The 18,523-nt window shown below is 69.0% G+C and carries 18 protein-coding genes; all 18 read right to left on the reverse strand.

All coding sequences use genetic code 11. From position 1 onward, the window contains the following. Positions 1 to 48: 48 nt before the first annotated feature. Positions 49 to 423: a F0F1 ATP synthase subunit epsilon gene (locus ACFW2E_RS18795; RefSeq protein WP_384467734.1), complete on the reverse strand. Its 375-nt coding sequence runs from the start codon at positions 421 to 423 to the stop codon at positions 49 to 51. Between the two features lie 140 nt (positions 424 to 563). Then, entirely contained in the window at positions 564 to 2,000 is a 1,437-nt protein-coding gene (gene atpD, locus ACFW2E_RS18800) for a F0F1 ATP synthase subunit beta (RefSeq protein ID WP_384467736.1), read from the reverse strand. After that, positions 2,000 to 2,914: a F0F1 ATP synthase subunit gamma gene (locus ACFW2E_RS18805; protein WP_384467738.1), complete on the reverse strand. Its 915-nt coding sequence runs from the start codon at positions 2,912 to 2,914 to the stop codon at positions 2,000 to 2,002. Before ACFW2E_RS18805 ends, atpD begins: the two co-directional genes overlap by 1 nt. Before the next feature lie 21 nt (positions 2,915 to 2,935). Continuing rightward, positions 2,936 to 4,531 carry a F0F1 ATP synthase subunit alpha gene (gene atpA / locus ACFW2E_RS18810; RefSeq protein WP_384467740.1) on the reverse strand — a complete coding sequence of 532 codons (1,596 nt, stop codon included), beginning with the start codon at positions 4,529 to 4,531 and terminating at the stop codon, positions 2,936 to 2,938. 136 nt (positions 4,532 to 4,667) lie between these two features. Further along, on the reverse strand, positions 4,668 to 5,483 hold the full coding sequence (locus ACFW2E_RS18815) for a F0F1 ATP synthase subunit delta (RefSeq protein ID WP_384467742.1): 816 nt from the start codon (positions 5,481 to 5,483) through the stop codon (positions 4,668 to 4,670). Beyond that, entirely contained in the window at positions 5,480 to 6,025 is a 546-nt protein-coding gene (locus ACFW2E_RS18820; RefSeq protein ID WP_384467744.1) for a F0F1 ATP synthase subunit B, read from the reverse strand. Before ACFW2E_RS18820 ends, ACFW2E_RS18815 begins: the two co-directional genes overlap by 4 nt. 41 nt (positions 6,026 to 6,066) lie before the next feature. Continuing rightward, positions 6,067 to 6,309, reverse strand: coding sequence for a F0F1 ATP synthase subunit C (locus ACFW2E_RS18825; protein WP_093474678.1), 243 nt, complete (start codon positions 6,307 to 6,309; stop codon positions 6,067 to 6,069). 74 nt (positions 6,310 to 6,383) lie between these two features. Continuing rightward, complete coding sequence (gene atpB, locus ACFW2E_RS18830; protein ID WP_384467746.1) at positions 6,384 to 7,205, reverse strand: F0F1 ATP synthase subunit A; 822 nt, start codon at positions 7,203 to 7,205, stop codon at positions 6,384 to 6,386. A 225-nt stretch (positions 7,206 to 7,430) separates the two neighbouring features. Beyond that, complete coding sequence (locus tag ACFW2E_RS18835) at positions 7,431 to 7,853, reverse strand: hypothetical protein (RefSeq protein WP_384467748.1); 423 nt, start codon at positions 7,851 to 7,853, stop codon at positions 7,431 to 7,433. Positions 7,854 to 8,155: 302 nt separating this feature from the next. After that, positions 8,156 to 9,511 (reverse strand): undecaprenyl/decaprenyl-phosphate alpha-N-acetylglucosaminyl 1-phosphate transferase, encoded by a 1,356-nt coding sequence (locus ACFW2E_RS18840; protein WP_384467750.1) that lies wholly within the window; start codon positions 9,509 to 9,511, stop codon positions 8,156 to 8,158. Positions 9,512 to 9,650: 139 nt separating this feature from the next. Further along, positions 9,651 to 10,889: a serine hydroxymethyltransferase gene (gene glyA / locus ACFW2E_RS18845; RefSeq protein ID WP_384467752.1), complete on the reverse strand. Its 1,239-nt coding sequence runs from the start codon at positions 10,887 to 10,889 to the stop codon at positions 9,651 to 9,653. 102 nt (positions 10,890 to 10,991) lie between these two features. After that, the gene (locus ACFW2E_RS18850) at positions 10,992 to 11,654 is read right to left on the reverse strand and encodes a protein-tyrosine-phosphatase (RefSeq protein WP_384467754.1); all 663 of its coding nucleotides are present in this window, start codon (positions 11,652 to 11,654) and stop codon (positions 10,992 to 10,994) included. A gap of 52 nt (positions 11,655 to 11,706) precedes the next feature. Continuing rightward, complete coding sequence (locus ACFW2E_RS18855) at positions 11,707 to 12,354, reverse strand: L-threonylcarbamoyladenylate synthase (protein WP_384467756.1); 648 nt, start codon at positions 12,352 to 12,354, stop codon at positions 11,707 to 11,709. A 52-nt stretch (positions 12,355 to 12,406) separates the two neighbouring features. Beyond that, positions 12,407 to 13,252 carry a peptide chain release factor N(5)-glutamine methyltransferase gene (gene prmC, locus ACFW2E_RS18860; RefSeq protein ID WP_384467758.1) on the reverse strand — a complete coding sequence of 282 codons (846 nt, stop codon included), beginning with the start codon at positions 13,250 to 13,252 and terminating at the stop codon, positions 12,407 to 12,409. Positions 13,253 to 13,291: 39 nt separating this feature from the next. Further along, on the reverse strand, positions 13,292 to 14,365 hold the full coding sequence (prfA, locus tag ACFW2E_RS18865) for a peptide chain release factor 1 (protein ID WP_384467760.1): 1,074 nt from the start codon (positions 14,363 to 14,365) through the stop codon (positions 13,292 to 13,294). Positions 14,366 to 14,470: 105 nt separating this feature from the next. Next, a complete protein-coding gene (gene rpmE, locus ACFW2E_RS18870) occupies positions 14,471 to 14,695 on the reverse strand; it encodes a 50S ribosomal protein L31 (RefSeq protein ID WP_019326867.1) in 225 nt (74 codons plus the stop codon). A gap of 486 nt (positions 14,696 to 15,181) precedes the next feature. Next, positions 15,182 to 16,318: an LCP family protein gene (locus ACFW2E_RS18875; RefSeq protein WP_384467762.1), complete on the reverse strand. Its 1,137-nt coding sequence runs from the start codon at positions 16,316 to 16,318 to the stop codon at positions 15,182 to 15,184. Positions 16,319 to 16,527: 209 nt separating this feature from the next. Further along, positions 16,528 to 18,243 (reverse strand): trypsin-like serine protease, encoded by a 1,716-nt coding sequence (locus tag ACFW2E_RS18880; RefSeq protein WP_384467764.1) that lies wholly within the window; start codon positions 18,241 to 18,243, stop codon positions 16,528 to 16,530. Positions 18,244 to 18,523: the final 280 nt, after the last annotated feature.

Consider the following 18,523-nt stretch of genomic DNA (forward strand, 5'->3'; position numbering starts at 1 on the left):
CTCCGGTACCGGCCGCGGCTGAGTGACGTCATCACACAGCGCGCTGGTTCAGCGCGCTGCCGCCGCACGCAGGCGGACATCTGCGCGGCGCTCGGCGGACGCGTCCGCGTCCGACTTCGCGCGCTCCAGCGCCCGCTCCGCGCGCTGGACATCGATCTCGTCCGACAGCTCGGCGATCTCGGCCAGCAGGGAGAGCTTGTTGTCGGCGAACGAGATGAAACCGCCGTGCACCGCGGCGACGACCGTTCCACCATCACTCGTACGGATGGTCACCGGGCCCGATTCCAGCACACCGAGCAGCGGCTGGTGACCGGGCATGACGCCGATGTCGCCGGACGTGGTGCGCGCGACGACCAGGGTGGCCTCGCCGGACCAGACCTGGCGGTCCGCGGCGACCAGCTCGACGTGCAGCTCAGCAGCCAAGGGTGGCTCCTCGGGTCACCACCCGGCGGTTGTGCCGGGTGTGGGTCAATTCTAGAGGGCGTGGAGAGAGGGGCGGACACACCCCCGCCGGGTGCGACCCCGGAGGGAGGTGCCCAGCCCCTCTCAGATGAGCACGGGGCTCAGGAGACGCCCAGCTCCTTGGCGTTGGCCTTGAGGTCCTCGATGCCACCGCACATGAAGAACGCCTGCTCGGGGAAGTGGTCGTACTCACCGTCGCAGATCGCGTTGAACGCGGCGATCGACTCGTCGAGCGGCACGTCCGAGCCGTCCACGCCGGTGAACTGCTTGGCGACGTGGGTGTTCTGGGACAGGAAGCGCTCCACACGACGGGCACGGTGGACGACGAGCTTGTCCTCCTCGCCCAGCTCGTCGATACCGAGGATCGCGATGATGTCCTGGAGGTCCTTGTACTTCTGCAGGATCGTCTTGACGCGCATGGCCGCGTTGTAGTGATCCGCCGAGATGTAGCGCGGGTCCAGGATCCGGGACGTGGAGTCCAGCGGGTCCACGGCCGGGTAGATGCCCTTCTCGGAGATCGGACGGGAGAGAACCGTCGTCGCGTCGAGGTGGGCGAAGGTGGTGGCCGGGGCCGGGTCGGTCAGGTCGTCCGCGGGGACGTAGATCGCCTGCATCGAGGTGATCGAGTGACCGCGGGTCGAGGTGATGCGCTCCTGGAGGAGGCCCATCTCGTCGGCCAGGTTCGGCTGGTAACCCACCGCGGACGGCATACGGCCGAGCAGCGTGGAGACCTCGGAACCGGCCTGCGTGAAGCGGAAGATGTTGTCGATGAAGAACAGCACGTCCTGCTTCTGGACGTCACGGAAGTACTCGGCCATGGTCAGGCCGGCCAGCGCGACGCGCAGACGGGTGCCCGGGGGCTCGTCCATCTGACCGAAGACCAGCGCGGTCTTGTCGATGACGCCCGAGTCGCTCATTTCCTCGATGAGGTCGTTGCCCTCACGGGTGCGCTCACCGACACCGGCGAACACGGAGACACCGTCGTGGTTGTTGGCGACGCGGTAGATCATCTCCTGGATGAGCACCGTCTTGCCGACGCCGGCGCCGCCGAACAGGCCGATCTTGCCGCCCTTGACGTACGGGGTGAGCAGGTCGATGACCTTGACGCCCGTCTCGAACATCTCGGTCTTGGACTCGAGCTCGTCGAAGTTCGGGGCCTTGCGGTGGATCGGCCAGCGCTCGCCGTCGTACTTCTCGTCGACGTTCAGGACCTCACCGAGGGTGTTGAACACCTTGCCCTTGGTGAAGTCGCCGACGGGGACGGAGATGGCGGAGCCGGTGTCGGTCACCGGGGCCTGGCGGACCAGACCGTCGGTGGGCTGCATGGAGATGGTGCGGACCAGGCCGTCACCCAGGTGCTGGGCGACCTCCAGGGTCAGCGTCTTCTTCTCGCCCGCGGTCGCCGGGTCGGCGACCTCGACGTGCAGGGCGTTGTAGATCTCCGGCATCGCGTCGACGGGGAACTCCACGTCGACGACCGGGCCGATGACCCGGGCGACGCGGCCCGTGGCCGTCGCGGTCTCAACAGTGGTGGTCATTAGCGGTCACTCCCCGCGGTCGCGTCGGCCAGGGCGCTCGCGCCACCGACGATCTCGCTGATTTCCTGGGTGATTTCGGCCTGGCGGGCCGCGTTGGCAAGACGGGAGAGCGTGTTGATCAGCTCGCCCGCGTTGTCGGTGGCCGACTTCATCGCGCGCCGCGTGGCGGCGTGCTTCGAAGCGGCCGACTGGAGCAGCGCGTTGTAGATACGGCTTTCCACGTAGCGCGGCAGCAGGGCGTCGAGGACGTCCTCCGCCGACGGCTCGAAGTCGTACAGCGGAAGGAGCTCGCCCTGGGGCGTCTCCTCCGCGACCTCTTCGAGGCGCAGCGGCAGCAGCCGGGCGTCGAGCGCCGTCTGCGTCATCATCGACACGAACTCGGTGAAGACGATGTGGAGTTCGTCCACACCGCCGACCGCGGTCTCCTTCTCGATGGCCTCGATCAGGGGCGCCGCGACCTTCTTGGCGTCCGCGTACGTGGGCTCGTCGGTGAAGCCGGACCACGACTCCGCGATCTTGCGCTCACGGAAGTTGTAGTGGGCGACACCGCGCCGGCCGACGATGTACGTGTCGACCTGCTTGCCCTCGCGCTCGAGACGCTCGGTCAGCTGCTCCGCCGCCTTGATGGCGTTGGAGTTGAAGGCGCCGGCCAGACCGCGGTCGCTCGTGAGGAGCAGGACCGCGGCACGGGTCGGGTTGTCCGCCTCCGTGGTGAGCGGGTGCTTGGTGTTCGACCCGGTACCGACCGCCGTGACCGCGCGAGTGAGCTCGGTCGCGTACGGCGTGGAGGCCACCACCTTGCGCTGCGCCTTGACGACGCGCGAGGCGGCGATCATCTCCATCGCCTTGGTGATCTTCTTGGTCGCGGTGACGGATCGGATGCGACGCTTGTAGACCCGGAGCTGGGCTCCCATGAGTCAGGTCCCTTCCTTACGTCACTTGGACACGGAGACAGCCGGAGTGTCCTCGCCGAGCAGCTTGCCGTCGGAGGTCTCGAACTGCTTCTTGAAGTCCACGATCGCGTCGGCCACGGCCGTCAGCGTGTCGTCGGACATCTTGCCGCCCTCCTTGATGGAGGTCATGAGGCCCTGCTCCTTGCGGTGCAGGTACTCCAGGAGCTCCTTCTCGAAGCGGCGGATGTCGGCGACCGGGACGTCGTCCATCTTGCCGGTGGTGCCGGCCCATACGGAGACGACCTGGTCCTCGGTGGCCATCGGCTGGTACTGGGCCTGCTTCAGCAGCTCGACCATGCGCTGACCGCGCTCCAGCTGCGCCTTCGAGGCGGCGTCCAGGTCGGAACCGAAGGCGGCGAACGCCTCCAGCTCACGGAACTGGGCCAGGTCGACGCGGAGACGGCCGGAGACCTGCTTCATCGCCTTGTGCTGCGCGGAACCACCGACTCGGGAGACGGAGATACCGACGTTCAGCGCCGGGCGCTGACCGGCGTTGAACAGGTCCGACTCCAGGAAGCACTGGCCGTCGGTGATGGAGATGACGTTGGTCGGGATGAACGCCGAGACGTCGTTGGCCTTGGTCTCGACGATCGGCAGACCGGTCATCGAGCCGGCGCCCATGTCGTCGGAGAGCTTCGCGCAGCGCTCCAGCAGACGGGAGTGCAGGTAGAAGACGTCACCCGGGTAGGCCTCGCGGCCCGGCGGGCGGCGCAGCAGCAGCGACACGGCGCGGTAGGCGTCGGCCTGCTTCGACAGGTCGTCGAAGATGATCAGGACGTGCTTGCCCTCGTACATCCAGTGCTGGCCGATGGCCGAGCCGGTGTAGGGCGCCAGGTACTTGAAGCCGGCCGGGTCGGACGCCGGGGCGGCGACGATGGTCGTGTACTCCAGCGCGCCGTTCTCCTCCAGCGCGCGGCGGACCGACGCGATGGTGGAGCCCTTCTGACCGATGGCGACGTAGATGCAGCGGACCTGCTTGTTCGGGTCGCCGGTGCGCCAGTTGTCGCGCTGGTTGATGATCGTGTCGACGGCCAGGGCGGTCTTGCCGGTCTGACGGTCACCGATGATCAGCTGACGCTGGCCACGGCCGACCGGGGTCATCGCGTCGACAGCCTTGTAGCCGGTCTCCATCGGCTCGTGCACCGACTTGCGCTGCATGACCGTGGGGGCCTGCAGCTCAAGGGCGCGACGACCGCTGGTCTCGATCTCGCCGAGGCCGTCGATCGGGTTGCCGAGCGGGTCGACGACGCGGCCGAGGTAGCCCTCGCCCACCGCGACGGAGAGGACCTCACCGGTGCGCTGCACCGGCTGACCCTCCTCGATGCCGCTGAACTCGCCGAGGACGATGGCGCCGATCTCGCGCTCTTCCAGGTTCAGCGCGAGGCCGAGGGTGCCGTCCTCGAACTTCAGCAGTTCGTTTGCCATGGCCGAGGGCAGGCCCTCGACCTTCGCGATGCCGTCGCCGGCAAGGGTGACCGTACCGACCTCCTCGCGCGAGGCCGCGTCCGGCTTGTACGACTGGACGAAGTTCTCCAGCGCGTCCCGGATCTCCTCCGGCCGGATCGTGAGCTCCGCCATCTGGGTTCCCTGCTCTCCTTGTTGGGCCCGAAGTTTCACTTGGGGGGATGGGGGACTCCCCCCTGAACGAGGTGAATCCTCTGCACGGCCCAACCAGGGCCGTAATTACGTTCTGTTCTCGAATTCCGAGTCGCTGCTAGCTCGCCATGCGGCGGGCCGCGTCCTCGAGCCGGTCCGCGATGGAACCGTTGATGACCTCGTCACCGACCTGCACCCGGATCCCGCCGACGACCTCGGGGTCGACGTCGAGGTTGAGGTGCATCGTGCGGCCGTAGACCTTCGCGAGGGCCGCGCCGAGGCGCTGCTTCTGCGTGTCGCTCAACGGGACGGCCGACGTGACGACGGCGACCATGCGGTCCCGGCGCTCGGCGGCGAGCTTGGACAGGGACTCCAGTCCCGCTTCCAGGCTACGTCCCCGCGGCGCGGTCACAAGGCGCGTCACCAGACGCTCGGTGGCCGGCTTGGCGCGGCCGCCCAGCAGGCTGCGCAGCAGCGCGGCCTTGGCCGAGGTGCCCGCCTTGCGGTCGGTCAGCGCGGCGCGCAGCTCGGTGTTCGAGGAGACGATCCGGCCGAACCGGAACAGCTCGTCCTCGACGTCGTCGAGCGTGCCGGCCTTCTGCGCGGCGGTGAGGTCGGCGATGTCCGCCAGCTCCTCGAGCGCGTCCACCAGGTCGCGGGGCTGCGACCAGCGGGAACGCACCATGCCGGCCACCAGGTCGGCGGTCTCACCGCTGACCTGGCCACCGATCAGGCGCCGGACCAGCTCGGCCTTGGCCTCGCCGGCCTGCGCCGGGTCGGTGAGGACCCGACGCAGCGACACCTCACGGTCGAGCAGCGCGGTGACGGCCGCCAGCTCGTCGGCGAGCCGCACCGCGTCCACGGACGTGGTGTCCGTCAGCGCGTCGAGACGCTCACGTGCGGCTGCCAGTGCCTCGCGGCTCGCTCCGTTCATCGCGTGGCCTCGGCCTTCTCCTCGAGCTCGTCGAGGAAGCGGTCGATCACACGGCTCTGGCGGGCGTGGTCCTCGAGGGACTCGCCGACGAGCTTGCCGGCCAGTTCGGTGGCGAGCTTGCCGACGTCCTGGCGCAGCGCGGACGCGGCGGCCTTGCGGTCGGCCTCGATCTGGGAGTGACCGGCGGTGACGATTTCCTCGCGCTGCCGCTGGCCTTCCGCGCGCATCTCGGCGATGAGCGTGGCGCCCTGCTCCTGCGCCTCCTGACGCAGGCGCGCGGCCTCGTGCCGGGCCTCGGCGAGCTGAGCCTTGTACTGCTCAAGCACGCTCTGGGCCTCGGTCTGCGCGGCCTCGGCCTTCTCGATACCGCCTTCGATGGCCTCGCGGCGCTGCTCCAGAACCTTGTTGATGTTCGGGAGAAGCTTCCAGGCGAGGAAGCCGAAGACGATGACGAAGGCGAGCAGGCCGATGACAAGCTCGGGGATCGGCGGGACGAGAGGATTCTCGGGCTTCTCGGCCGCCAGAATGAGCAGGTGGCTCATGTCAGTGCCTTTCGTCTAGGGGGCTGTCGCTGATCGGCTGATCAGGTGCCGTAGACGAACGGCATGACCAGACCGATGAGGGCGAGCGCCTCACAGAAGGCGAAGCCGAGGATCTGGTTGGCGCGGATCAGGCCGGCAGCCTCGGGCTGGCGGGCGAGAGCCTGCGTGCCGTTACCGAAGATGATGCCGACGCCGACGCCGGGGCCGATGGCGGCGAGGCCGTAGCCGATGGAACCGAGGGAGCCGTGAACGCCGTCGGCAGCAAGGGTCTGGAGAGCGGACATGCCGATTCTTCCTTCTTCTTTACGGACCGGTGGGGGTTGGCCACCGGACGATCAGGGGTGGTGAGGCGGGGTGCTCAGTGGTGCTCGGCCAGAGCGCCCTGGATGTAGGTGCACGTGAGGAGAACGAAGACGTACGCCTGCAGTGCCTGGATGAAGAGCTCGAAGGCCGTCATCACGATCGTCATGAGGAAGCTGACGCCGGCGTAGGCGATGCCGATGCCGTTCAGCAGGTACCAGCTGGCGATCGTGAAGAGCAGCAGCAGGGTGTGGCCCGCGAACATGTTCGCGAACAGTCGCACCGCGTGGGTGAAGGGCCGCACCAGCAGGTTCGAGAAGAACTCGATGGTCATGGCGAGCGGCAGCACCGCGCCGAGCGACTTGTCGTAGCCGGTGACGTTCTTGAAGAAACCGACGAAACCGTGGCGCTTGAAGGTCAGCGAGATCCACAGGATGTAGACGATCAGCGCCAGGACGAGCGGGTACGAGATGATCGCCGTCACCGGGAACTGGGCGACCGGGATGACCGACCAGAGGTTCATCATCCAGACGAAGAAGAACAGCGAGACGACCAGCGGAACGTACTTCTCGCCCTCCTTCTTGCCGATCGTCTCGTAGACGACACCCCGGCGGATGAAGTCGTAGCCGGCCTCGGCGACCATCTGCACCTTGCCGGGCACGACCTTCGGCTTGCGGAAGGCGGCCCAGAAGAAGCCGACGATGATGATCGAGCCGAGCAGCGCCAGCAGCATCGTCTTGTTGAAGTACACGTTGCTGTCGGCGTCGCCCCAGAGGGGCTTGAACAGGAACGAGTGCAGGCCGGGAGCCGGGAAGCCACAGCCGTCGAAGATGTGGCAGTCGGTCTCGAAGGCGAGCACCTGCGTCGGGTCAGCACTCACCGCGGGCTCCTTCAGCGTGGCGCATAGGTACGGCAACCTCGTTGTGTCGGCGCGGCGCACGGCCGCGGTTCGGCACGGGACTGGTGTTACGGATGTGGGGGCGGCTGTGGGGCATCTCGCCTCGCGATTGAGCAGGCGTCAGCTCGGATGCCCGCGCCCGCGATGCCGCAGTTGGCACCGGACGATAGCAGGATCTCTCGTGCGCCTTTATCCCGGCCCTACCTCTCACGACGAGTGCCCGGTCTTGTCGGACTTCTCGGGCTCGACATAGAGGATCTTGGCCTTCATGTGGGCACGCGCCTGCGCGGCGATCCACGTCAGGGTGGTGACCACGAGCACGATGGCGAAGGCCTTGGGATTGAACAGCGTGGTGTTCTTGAAAGCGGCGACGAAGATGAACAGCAACAGCAACTGCGCCGTGTAGAGCATGAGCCCCATGGCCTGGAACAGGTGCGGAAGCGATTTGGCAGTGCGCTGCAGAACGTAGAGGCCGATCCCCATGAAGAGGATCACCACCAGCGTCGCGACGATCGCCCCGAGAGCCCCCTTGCCGCCCGCGACCACTGCGCTGACGACGGCGGCAAGCGCGCCGACGGCAGCCGTGGGCACGGCGGCCTGGGCCAGGATCCGGACGTCATTGGACGGCATGGCGGCAACTCCGCTTTCACAGGGGGCAGGGGTGTCGTCATGGACGAGCGTAGTCCCGGGCTGAGTGTTGGAGACCTCACGCCAATGGACCGTTGCATCACGGTCCTTCGGCTCTATCCGGGGTTCTCGTGAACCGTATCACAAACTATTTGATGAGGTCTTTACCTGGTTGGTGTGCTCGCTGTCACACATGAGAGTGACAGTGCCCGTCTGTGCGAAAACAGAGCCGACTTGTCTGGTATTGGGGAAGTTTGCTCCCCCACGAGTTGGCAATGCTCTAGTCAGATTCTTACCTTGAAGCGTCAGCGCGACGTTCCCGCTTTGCGCCCATCCAGGAAGCGCGAACGGGGGCCGATCGCGGTCGCTCCGTTGACTCCCGACAGGCCCGCGGCCACCGGGGACTGCTGTTCCCCGCCGCCCGCCGACGCGGCCTCGTACGCCTCCGTGGGCGCCTCCGCGGTCGTCACCGCGGGAACGTCGGCGGTGGCCCTGTCGCGGCGGTAGCGCGGCGGCACGAAGCGCTCGGCCCAGCGCGGCGCGCGCGGGGTGAACCGGGGCAGCAGCAGCAGGATCAGACCGATCGCGCTGAAGAACACGACACCGAGCACGATCCACATCGACGCGGAGTTCACCGAGTAGGCCAGCGCCCCGAAACCGATCAGCGCCGACCAGAAGTACATGATCAGCACGGCCCGGCTGTGCGAGTGGCCGATCTCCAGGAGCCGGTGGTGCAGGTGCCCGCGGTCGGCGGCGAACGGCGACTGACCGCGCCAGGTGCGGCGCACGATGGCCAGCACCAGGTCGGCGGCCGGCACCGCGATGATCGTCAGCGGCAGCAGCAGCGGGATGTACACGGGCACCGTCTGGTGCACGGCGGCCTTCTCGGAACCGGTGAACAGCGCCAGCGCGTCCGGGTCGACCTGACCCGTGATCGAGATCGCGCCCGCGGCCAGCACCAGGCCGATCAGCATCGAGCCGGAGTCGCCCATGAAGATCCGCGCCGGATGCATGTTGTGCGGCAGGAAGCCCAGGCACATGCCCATCAGGATGGCCGCGAACAGCGTCGCCGGGGCGGCGGCCTCGATGCCGTACGAGTACCAGATCCGGTACGAGTACAGGAAGAACGCGGTGGCCGCGATGCACACCATGCCCGCCGCCAGACCGTCCAGGCCGTCCACGAAGTTCACGGCGTTGATCGTGATGACGACGAGCGCGACCGTCAGCAGCGTGCCCTGCCACTGGGTCAGCGCCACGTTGCCGACACCGGGGATGGGCAGCCACAGGATTGTCAGACCCTGCATGACCATGACGCCCGCGGCGATCATCTGGCCGCCGAGCTTGATCAGGGCATCGATCTCGAACTTGTCGTCCAGGACACCGATCAGCCAGATCAGCGCCGCCCCGGAGAGCAGCGCGCGCGGCTCGTTGGACTTGGCGAAGACCTCGTTGAGGTTGGTCAGGTGGTCGGCGACCAGCAGGCCCGCGCACAGGCCGAAGAACATCGCGATACCGCCGAGACGCGGAGTGGGTTCCCGGTGCACGTCACGTGCCCGGATCTCCGGCATGGCTCCGGCCACGATCGCGAACTTCCGTACCGGCCCTGTCAGCAGATACGTCACCGCGGCCGTGATGCAGAGCGTCAGCAGGTATTCACGCACGGGCTTCCCCACAGGTCTCGCTGGCCATCACAGCCCCACACCCTAGCGACGTACGCATATCAGTGGGGACTTCCGGGTAGCGACGATGGTTGCACGCGCGGCCGTGCACAAGGGTCCACTTCCGTGCGCCTACCCCCGCTCAGCTGGGATACGGCGGAAATCTGCCGGCCAGTTCCCGTACCTCGCCGCGCGCTCCTGTGCTGTCGATCTCACCTCGCAGCACGCCCGCCATCAAGACGGCGATCCGCGCCATCTCCGGCTCCCCCATGCCCTGTGTGGTCAGCGCCGCCGTGCCCAGGCGCAGCCCGCGGGCGTCACCGTGCGGCAGGGCGCAGCAGTCCAGCACCATCCCGGCGGCGGCCAGCCGGCCGCGTGCGGTCCGCCCGTCGACGCCCAGCGGCGCCGGGTCGGCGGTGATCAGATGCGTGTCCGTGCCGCCCGTGGTGACGGCGAACCCCTCGTCGGCCAGCTCCGAGGCGATGAGCCGCGCGTTGGCGACCACCTGATGGGCGTACGCGGCGAACGCCGGGGTCGCCGCCTCCCCGAACGCCACGGCCTTGGCGGCGATGGTGTGCATCTGCGCGCCGCCCTGGGTGAACGGGAACACCGCCCGGTCGACGCGCTCGGCCAGTTCGGCACCGCACAGGATCATTCCGCCGCGCGGTCCGCGCAGCACCTTGTGCGTGGTCGCGCAGACGATGTCCGCGTACGGCACCGGACTGGGTGCCGCTCCCCCGGCGACGAGCCCGATGGGATGCGCCGCGTCGGCGATGAGATAGGCGCCGACCTCGTCGGCCACGTCCCGGAAGAACGCGTAGTCCATGTGGCGCGGATAGGAGATCGACCCGCACACGATCGCCTTGGGCCGGTGTGTACGGGCCAGCGTGCGCACCTGGTCCCGGTCGATCAGCCCGGTCTCCGCGTCCACCCCGTACCCCACGAAGTCGAACCAGCGGCCGGAGAAGTTGGCCGGGGAGCCGTGGGTCAGGTGCCCGCCGTACGGCAGCCCGAGGGCGAGGACGGTGTCACCGGGCCGCAGCAGGGCCGCGTACGCGGCGAGCACGGCGGACGAGCCGGAGTGCGGCTGGACGTTGGCGTGGGCGGCGCCGAACAGCCCCGTGGCCCGTTCGACGGCGAGGCGCTCGGCGACGTCGACGATCTCGCAGCCGCCGTGGTACCGGGCGCCCGGATAGCCCTCGGCGTACTTGTTGGCGAGCGGCGAGCCCAGCGCGGCCAGCACGGCAGGGGACGTGAAGTTCTCGGCCGCGATCAGCTGCAGCGTCGTCGACTGCCGGTCGACTTCCCCCAGCAGGAGCTCGGCCATCTCGGGGTCCTGCCGCCGCAGGACATCGGCCTCGAGGGTATGGGTGACCGACATGGCGGGCTCCCGGGCGGTCGACGGTGACGTAGGACCAATGTAGGCCCGGGGCCGGTGGGGTGCGCGGTGTCCACCGCCACTGGTGGCGGACGGCGTACGCCGCTACGTGCGCGCGGGCACGCCGGTGAGCGCCGTGACCACGGGATCGAGCGCCTCGTGTATCTCGTCCCCGACCGAGCGGAAGAACGTCAGCGGTGCCCCGTACGGGTCGTACACCTCGTCCGCCTCCGCCGTCGGCGCCAGCAGCCAGCCGCGCAGCGCGGCCGCCGCGCGGACCAGGGCACGGGCACGGGCGACCACGCCCTCCTCCAGGGGCGGCAGGGTCGCCGGGTCTATCGCGCGGACCAGACGGGTGAACTCCTTCAGCGTGAAGGTGCGCAGGCCCGCCGAATGGCCCATGGAGATGACCTGGGCACGGTGGTCACGGGTCGCGGTCAGTACCAGGTCGGCCATGATGACGTGCTCGTCGAGCAGCTCCCGGCCGGTGAAGCCGGAGGCGTCCGCGCCGAACTCGGCCAGCACGGACTCCGCGTTGGCCTCCATGGGCGCGCCCTCGTGGCCCCAGGTACCCGCGCTCTCCACGATCAGGCTGCCGCCCAGCACGCCGAGCCGCTGCCGTATGAAATGACGGGTCAGCCGCTCGGTGATCGGCGAGCGGCACACATTGCCGGTGCTGACGTGGAGGATGCGGAAGCAGTCGCGCGGAAGCCCGACGAAGGTGGTCGTGATCTCCGCAGCATGTTCCCCGTTGCCTATGCCACGCATGGGGGTGCCCCCTGCTCGAGCGAAGCCGAGAGCTTGGGGGAGTCAGGGGCTGTCAATTCGCCACCTCGAGGTCGGGTACGACCTTCCTCAGCTCCTCCGCCGAGATCGCGCCGGCCCGCAGCAGCAGCGGCACGTCGCCGGTCACGTCGACGATCGACGACGCCACGTTGCCGGGGGTCGGGCCGCCGTCGAGGTAGACCGAGACCGAGTCGCCGAGCATCTGCTGGGCCGCGTCGCAGTCCTCCGGAGCCGGGTGACCGGTGAGGTTCGCGGACGACACCGCCATGGGACCGACGTCGGTGAGCAGCTCTAGGGCGACCGGGTGCAGCGGCATGCGCACGGCGACGGTGCCACGGGTGTCCCCCAGGTCCCACTGCAGCGACGGCTGGTGCTTGGCGACGAGCGTGAGGCCTCCGGGCCAGAACGCGTCGACGAGCTCCCAGGCCAGCTCGGAGAAGTCGGTGACGAGACCGTGGAGCGTGTTCGGGGAGCCGATCAGCACGGGGGTGGGCATGTTCCGGCCCCGGCCCTTGGCGTCCAGGAGGTCGGCGACGGCCTCCGAGGAGAACGCGTCGGCGCCGATGCCGTAGAGCGTGTCGGTCGGCAGCACCACGAGTTCGCCCCGGCGGACGGCGGACGCGGCCTCGCGCAGACCCGTCGCGCGGTCGGTCGCGTCGTTGGTGTCGTATCGCCGTGCCATGTCTAGCGGGCCTCCTCGTACACGTACTGCTGGCTTGAAGTCTGGGACGTGCTCACGGCAGCGCCCTGCGGGCGGTCGCGAAGCGGGGGCGCTTGTTGAGGTCCGGGTGGTCGGCGGCGTCGGCCCAGCCGCGTTCCTCGGTGAAGATCCACGGCACCTGACCGCCCTGGGTGTCCGCGTGCTCGATGACGACGACACCGCCGGGCCGCAGCAGCCGGTGCGCGGTGCGCTCCAGGCCGCGGATCAGGTCGAGGCCGTCCTCACCCGAGAACAACGCCATTTCCGGGTCGTAGTCGCGGGCCTCGGGGGCGACGTACTCCCATTCGGTGAGCGGGATGTACGGCGGGTTGGAGATGACCAGGTCGACCTGACCGTCAAGGTCGTGGAAGGCGTCCAGGGCGTTGCCCTGGCGCAGGTCGACCCTGGACCCCTCCACGTTCTTGCGGGTCCACTGGAGCGCCTCCTCGGACAGCTCCACGGCGTGCACGCGCGAGCGCGGGACCTCCTGGGCGAGGGCGAGCGCGATGGCGCCGGAGCCGGTGCACAGGTCGACGATGAGCGGCTCGACCACGTCCATGGCGCGCACGGCGTCTATGGCCCAGCCGACCACCGACTCGGTCTCCGGCCGCGGCACGAAGACGCCCGGCCCGACCTGGAGCTCCAGATAGCGGAAGTAGGCGCGTCCGGTGATGTGCTGGAGCGGCTCGCGCGCCTCGCGGCGGGCGATGACCTCCCAGTAGCGGGCGTCGAAGTCGGAGTCCTTCACGGAGTGCAGCGCGCCCCGCTTCACGCCGTGCACGAACGCGGCGAGCTCCTCCGCGTCGTTGCGCGGCGAGGGCACGCCGGCGTCGGCCAGCCGCTGGGTGGCCTGGGCCACCTCCGCGAGCAGCAGGTTCACGCTGGTCCTCCGTGTGTACTCAGTACGTCGTAACGCGCCTTACGCGGCTGCGAGCTTGGCGGCCGAGTCCGCGTCGACGCAGGCCTGGATCACCGAGTCGAGGTCGCCGTCCAGGACCTGGTCCAGGTTGTACGCCTTGAACCCGACGCGGTGGTCCGAGATGCGATTCTCCGGGAAGTTGTACGTACGGATCTTCTCGGAGCGGTCGACGGTGCGGACCTGGCTGCGGCGGGCGTCGGCGGCCTCCCGCTCCGCCTCCTCCTGCGCCGCTGCGAGCAGCCTGGAGCGCAGGATACGCAGAGCCTGCTCCTTGTTCTGCAGCTGGCTCTTCTCGTTCTGGCAGGAGGCGACGACTCCGGTGGGAATGTGCGTGATGCGCACCGCGGAGTCGGTCGTGTTGACGGACTGCCCGCCAGGCCCGGAGGAACGGTAGACGTCGATGCGGAGGTCGTTCGGGTTGATCTCCACGTCCACCTCCTCGGCCTCCGGGGTCACCAGGACACCGGCCGCCGAGGTGTGGATACGGCCCTGGGACTCGGTGGCGGGCACACGCTGCACGCGGTGCACGCCGCCCTCGTACTTCAGCCGGGCCCACACGCCCTGGCCGGGCTCCGGGGTCTGGCCGCCCTTGGTCTTCACCGCGACCTGGACGTCCTTGTAGCCGCCCAGCTCGGACTCGGTTGCGTCGATGATCTCGGTCTTCCAGCCGGCGCGCTCGGCGTACCGCAGGTACATGCGCAGCAGGTCACCGGCGAACAGGGCGGACTCGTCACCGCCGGCGCCCGCCTTGATCTCCAGGATGACGTCCTTGTCGTCACTCGGGTCGCGCGGGACGAGCAGGAGACGCAGCTTCTCGGTGAGCTCCTCGCGCTGCTTGTCCAGCTCCTTGACCTCGGCGGCGAAGTCGGGGTCGTCGGCGGCGAGTTCGCGTGCGGTCTCGATGTCGTCGCCGGTCTGCTTCCAGGAGCGGTACGTGGCGACGATCGGGGTGAGCTCGGCGTAGCGCTTGTTCAGCCTGCGCGCGTTGGACTGGTCGGCGTGGACCGACGGGTCGGCGAGCTTCTTCTCCAGGTCGGCGTGCTCACCGACGAGTTCCTCGACGGCCTCGAACATCTTGGGCTCCTGAATACTGCGGGTGAAGGGCTGGCGACGACCAAAAACGCCGGTCCCGGCGCGCCCGTGCAGGGACGCGGCCGTGGACCGGCGAAATGGGGCTCGCTACTTCTTGGAGCCGGCGGCAGCCTTGCCGAAGCGGGCCTCGAAGCGGGCCACACGGCCACCGGTGTCGAGGATCTTCTGCTTACCCGTGTAGAACGGGTGGCACTCGGAGCAGACCTCGGCCCGGATGGTGCCGGACTCGATGGTGCTGCGGGTGGTGAACGACGCGCCGCAGGTGCAGCTGACCTGCGTCTCGACGTACTCGGGGTGGATGTCGCGCTTCAAGGTGTCTCCTAGGTTCGGGAGGGCTCCGGGTCGCAACCGCGGGATGCGGAGGCGTGAACCGGGGCCGACGTACCAGTCTGCCAGGACTGGCCGCATCCCCCAAAACCGGGGGGTGAGGCGTTCTATTCCCGGGGGCCGGGAGCCGGGGCATCCGTTGCCCGGGGCCGGCGAAGGGCCGGCAAGAGGGGGTGCCACGCCGTCGCCGTCGGCGGCCGCCGGCCGGTGGCGGCCGGGGGCGGTTCCCCGCGCCCCTTGCGGGGTGCCTGCGCCCCCGTCGGCCGCCCGATGGCCCCGCCCCGACGTCCGTCCCCCGAAGGACAGGCCCATCTCCCCGGCCTGCCGCAGGCCGGGGAGCGCCGGCGAGGGACGGGGGGCGGGGAGGGACTGGGGGCGGGGAGGGACGGGGGGCGGGGAGAACGAGTTCTCGGCCGTGGGGCTGGTCCGCCACCGGCACACCGACCGGCGGCTCGCCTGGGCGTCGCCCCCTTACGACGCCGTCACCACGCCCTTGGCCTCACCCGTGGCCGTGCCCTTGGTCGCGCTCGCCGGGATCGGGCGGTCGTTCTTCAGGGCGGTCCACACCTGCTTGGCCTTGGCCTCGGCGATGACGACCCGGTTGGGGTTCGCGGGGTCGTACTGCACCGGCATCGTGACCATCTTCATGTGCGACGAACTGATGCCCTTCAGTCCGTTCGCGAAGTCCATGAGGGAGTTCACCGAGCCCAGGTCGGAGTCGGTGGTGACGGTCCTGGTGGCGGTGTCGGCGAGGTCGTACAGCTTCTTCGGGCTGGTGAGGACGCCGATGTGCCCGACCTGGTCGGCGAGGGCCTTGATGAAGGCCTGCTGCAGCTGGATGCGGCCGAGGTCGGAGCCGTCGCCGACGCCGTGCCGGGTGCGGACCAGGCCCAGGGCCTGCCTGCCGTCGAGCGTGTGCCTGCCTGCGCCGAGGTTCAGATGACTGTCGGGGTCCTTGATGTTCTTGGTCGTGGTGACCGAGACCCCGCCGAGGTCGTCGATGAGCTTCTGGAAGCCGGAGAAGTCGACCTCCAGGTAGTGGTCCATGCGTATGCCGGTGAGGGACTCGACGGTCTTCACCGCGCAGGCCGCGCCGCCGGTGGAGTAGGCGGAGTTGAACATCACGCCGGACGCGGCGGGGTACGTCCTGCCGCTCGTGTCCTTGCACCGGGGTCGGTCGATGAGGGTGTCGCGCGGTACGGAGACCACGCTCGCCTGCTTGTGGCCCCGGTACACATGGATGATCATCGCGGTGTCGGAGCGGGCGCTGCCGTCGTCGGTGCCACCGCCGAGCTTCCTGTTGGAGCCGGAGCGGGTGTCCGAGCCGAGCACGAGGATGTTCTCGGAGCCGTTGTCGACCTTCAGCGGCCGCTCGCTGCCGAGCGCCTGGTCGATGTCGACGCTCTTGATGTTGCCGTTGAGCTTGAAGTACAGGTAGCCGGCGCCGGTGCCGCCGAGCACGACGATGCCCGCGGCCGTCCAGGCCGTGACGAGCAGGGCCTTGCGGCGCCCGCTGCGGGCCTTGCGGCGGCGACCCTTGCCGCTGCGGCTCGGACCGTTCGTTCCGGGATCGGATATGCCGGGCCCGGTCGTGCTCTCGGCGGACATGAGCTCCTCGTTCGTCGGGTTCGGTGTACCCCCTGCTGTCGCGGTCGGGCCTGCCAGGTCGCGATGGACCCCTACCGCACCATCGTCACTCCGTCGGGTCAGACGGGGAAACTCGGGAAAGGGTTGCACAACGCACAGTGCCCATATCGTGGATCGATGGTAACTGTGCGTAGCCGTGCAAACGGGATGAACCCCGCTCACCTGCGATTTCAGCCGAAAATGTCGTACTGCTGGAAGCCGGTGCCGACAGAGATCCTTGTGGCGAAGATCTCGCTGGTCGCCTTGCCGGTGCCCTTGTACAGGTACAGGGTGCCGCCGGGGGTGCGGGCCAGGAAGTCGGCCTTGCCGTCGCCGGATATGTCACCGACCGCGTCGAAGGCGTTGTAGCCGGTCCACGCCGAGCGGACCTTCACGCGCGTCGAGAAGGCGCCCGTGCCGGACTTGCCGGTGCCCTTGTACAGGTACAGGTCGTCGCTGCCGCTCTTGCGCGCGATCAGGTCGGCCTTGCCGTCGCCGTTGAAGTCGCCGTGGCCGCGCACCGAGTTGTACTGGTTCCAGCCCGTGCCGACCTCCACCCGGGAGGAGAAGGTGCCGTTGCCCTTGCCGGGGTAGATCCACAGGGTGCCGCCGGAGTCGACGGACAGGAGGTCGGGCAGATAGTCGCCGGTGACGTCGCCGGGGGTGATGATGCGCAGGCGGGTCTTCCAGCCGCTGAAGATCTGGGTCTGCCCCCAGGAGGCGCTGGCCGGGACGTAGTGGATCCAGTAGACGTCACCGGTGCCGCTGTCGCGGACCACGAGGTCCTCGATGCCGTCGCGATCGAGGTCGGTCTGCAGGACGACGTTCACGCCGTCCCAGTTGCCCCAGGAGATCCGGGAGCCGAACGAGCTGCCCTTGGAGTCCTTCTCGTAGCCGGTCTTGGTGGAGGCGCTGCGCACCCACAGGTCGGCCTTGTTGTCCTCGTAGCTCATGTTGCCGTCGTCGACCTGCGCGTAGGCGGCGCCGACGTACGTGCTGACCTTGGTGAAGACGCTGTAGGCGCCCTTCTCCACGCAGTCCACGACGCCCCAGGAGACGACACCGACGATGCGGCCGTTCACGACGAGCGGGCCACCGGAGTCGCCGTTGCAGGCGGAGGTGGTGCCGGTGTCGCTGCCGGTGGCGGGATCGCCCGCGCAGACCATGTGGCCCTTGACGAAGTCGGTGCCGTAGTAGCCGGAGCAGGTGGTGTCCGACTGGATCGGCAGCGTGGCCGTCTTCAGCGTCTGGGAGATGTCCTGGGTGGTGGAGCTGGTACGGCCCCAGCCGTAGAGCTTGGCGCTGGTGTTGGCCGCGTACGAGGCGGTGTCACCGGAGGTGGTCATCCGGATCGGCGTGGCCTTGACCGGGGCGGCCAGCGTGAGGACGGCGATGTCGTTGTCGATGGTCGTCGAACTGTACGACGGGTGGTTCCACTGGCGCAGCACGGCGGTCGCGGTGCCGCCGTGCAGGTCGGTGTTGCCGGAGCTGTCGCTGGTGGGCAGCTGGGAAGTGCCGGTGAGGATGGCGCCGTTGGCCGCCCAGTTGTAGCCCTTCACGCAGTGCGCGGCGGTGAGGATCTTCGTCGGCGAGACGACCGAGCCGCCGCAGAAGAAGCCGATGTCGTCGCTCTCGCTGGTGGTGCCCTTGTCGTCGTAGTACCAGAGCTGGGCCATCCAGGGAGCCGACGTGATGGTCGTCTCGCTGCCACCGATGATCTTCGGATCGACGGTGGCGGTCCCGGTGCTCGCGCTCAGGGACGACTTCTTGGTCGTCTGCCCCGCGGTGTCGTCACCGGCGAGGGCACCCGCGACGCGCTTCTCCAGCGTGGAGAGCGACGGCGAGCCGATGGCCGGCTTGACGGTCGGGGTCGGCAGGGCGGTGGCCGCGCCGGCGGAGGAGGTCATGATCGCGGCGGCGACCGCCGCGGCGACACCGGCCGCGGCGAGGGGCAGGGCGATACGTATCCGGCGTCTGTGACGGCCGCCGGACGGAATCGTGGTCAAGGAAGTCCCCCCAGAGGAACGTGAGACGGAAGGGACGCACGACGCGTCCACTCCTCTCAGCCCCAAAAGGGCGGCCCCCCCCACACACAGGTCGGGGGGGGGGCCGGCACCCCCCCCCCCCCCGGCGCGGGGGCCCCCCCCCGGGCCGGGCCGGGGCTGTGCGCGACGGAGCCCGCTCCCC

The sequence above is a fragment of the Streptomyces sp. NPDC058964 genome (assembly GCF_042741275.1).
In the GTDB taxonomy this organism is placed as follows: domain Bacteria; phylum Actinomycetota; class Actinomycetes; order Streptomycetales; family Streptomycetaceae; genus Streptomyces.

Coding starts and splice junctions, on each gene's coding strand:
- atpD (WP_384467736.1), bottom strand. CDS start 2,000: ATGACCACCACTGTTGAGACCGCGACGGCCACGGGCCGCGTCGCCCGG.
- ACFW2E_RS18805 (WP_384467738.1), bottom strand. CDS start 2,914: ATGGGAGCCCAGCTCCGGGTCTACAAGCGTCGCATCCGATCCGTCACC.
- atpA (WP_384467740.1), bottom strand. CDS start 4,531: ATGGCGGAGCTCACGATCCGGCCGGAGGAGATCCGGGACGCGCTGGAG.
- ACFW2E_RS18815 (WP_384467742.1), bottom strand. CDS start 5,483: ATGAACGGAGCGAGCCGCGAGGCACTGGCAGCCGCACGTGAGCGTCTC.
- ACFW2E_RS18820 (WP_384467744.1), bottom strand. CDS start 6,025: ATGAGCCACCTGCTCATTCTGGCGGCCGAGAAGCCCGAGAATCCTCTC.
- ACFW2E_RS18825 (WP_093474678.1), bottom strand. CDS start 6,309: ATGTCCGCTCTCCAGACCCTTGCTGCCGACGGCGTTCACGGCTCCCTC.
- ACFW2E_RS18835 (WP_384467748.1), bottom strand. CDS start 7,853: ATGCCGTCCAATGACGTCCGGATCCTGGCCCAGGCCGCCGTGCCCACG.
- glyA (WP_384467752.1), bottom strand. CDS start 10,889: ATGTCGGTCACCCATACCCTCGAGGCCGATGTCCTGCGGCGGCAGGAC.
- ACFW2E_RS18850 (WP_384467754.1), bottom strand. CDS start 11,654: ATGCGTGGCATAGGCAACGGGGAACATGCTGCGGAGATCACGACCACC.
- ACFW2E_RS18855 (WP_384467756.1), bottom strand. CDS start 12,354: ATGGCACGGCGATACGACACCAACGACGCGACCGACCGCGCGACGGGT.
- prfA (WP_384467760.1), bottom strand. CDS start 14,365: ATGTTCGAGGCCGTCGAGGAACTCGTCGGTGAGCACGCCGACCTGGAG.
- ACFW2E_RS18875 (WP_384467762.1), bottom strand. CDS start 16,318: ATGTCCGCCGAGAGCACGACCGGGCCCGGCATATCCGATCCCGGAACG.
- ACFW2E_RS18880 (WP_384467764.1), bottom strand. CDS start 18,243: ATGACCTCCTCCGCCGGCGCGGCCACCGCCCTGCCGACCCCGACCGTC.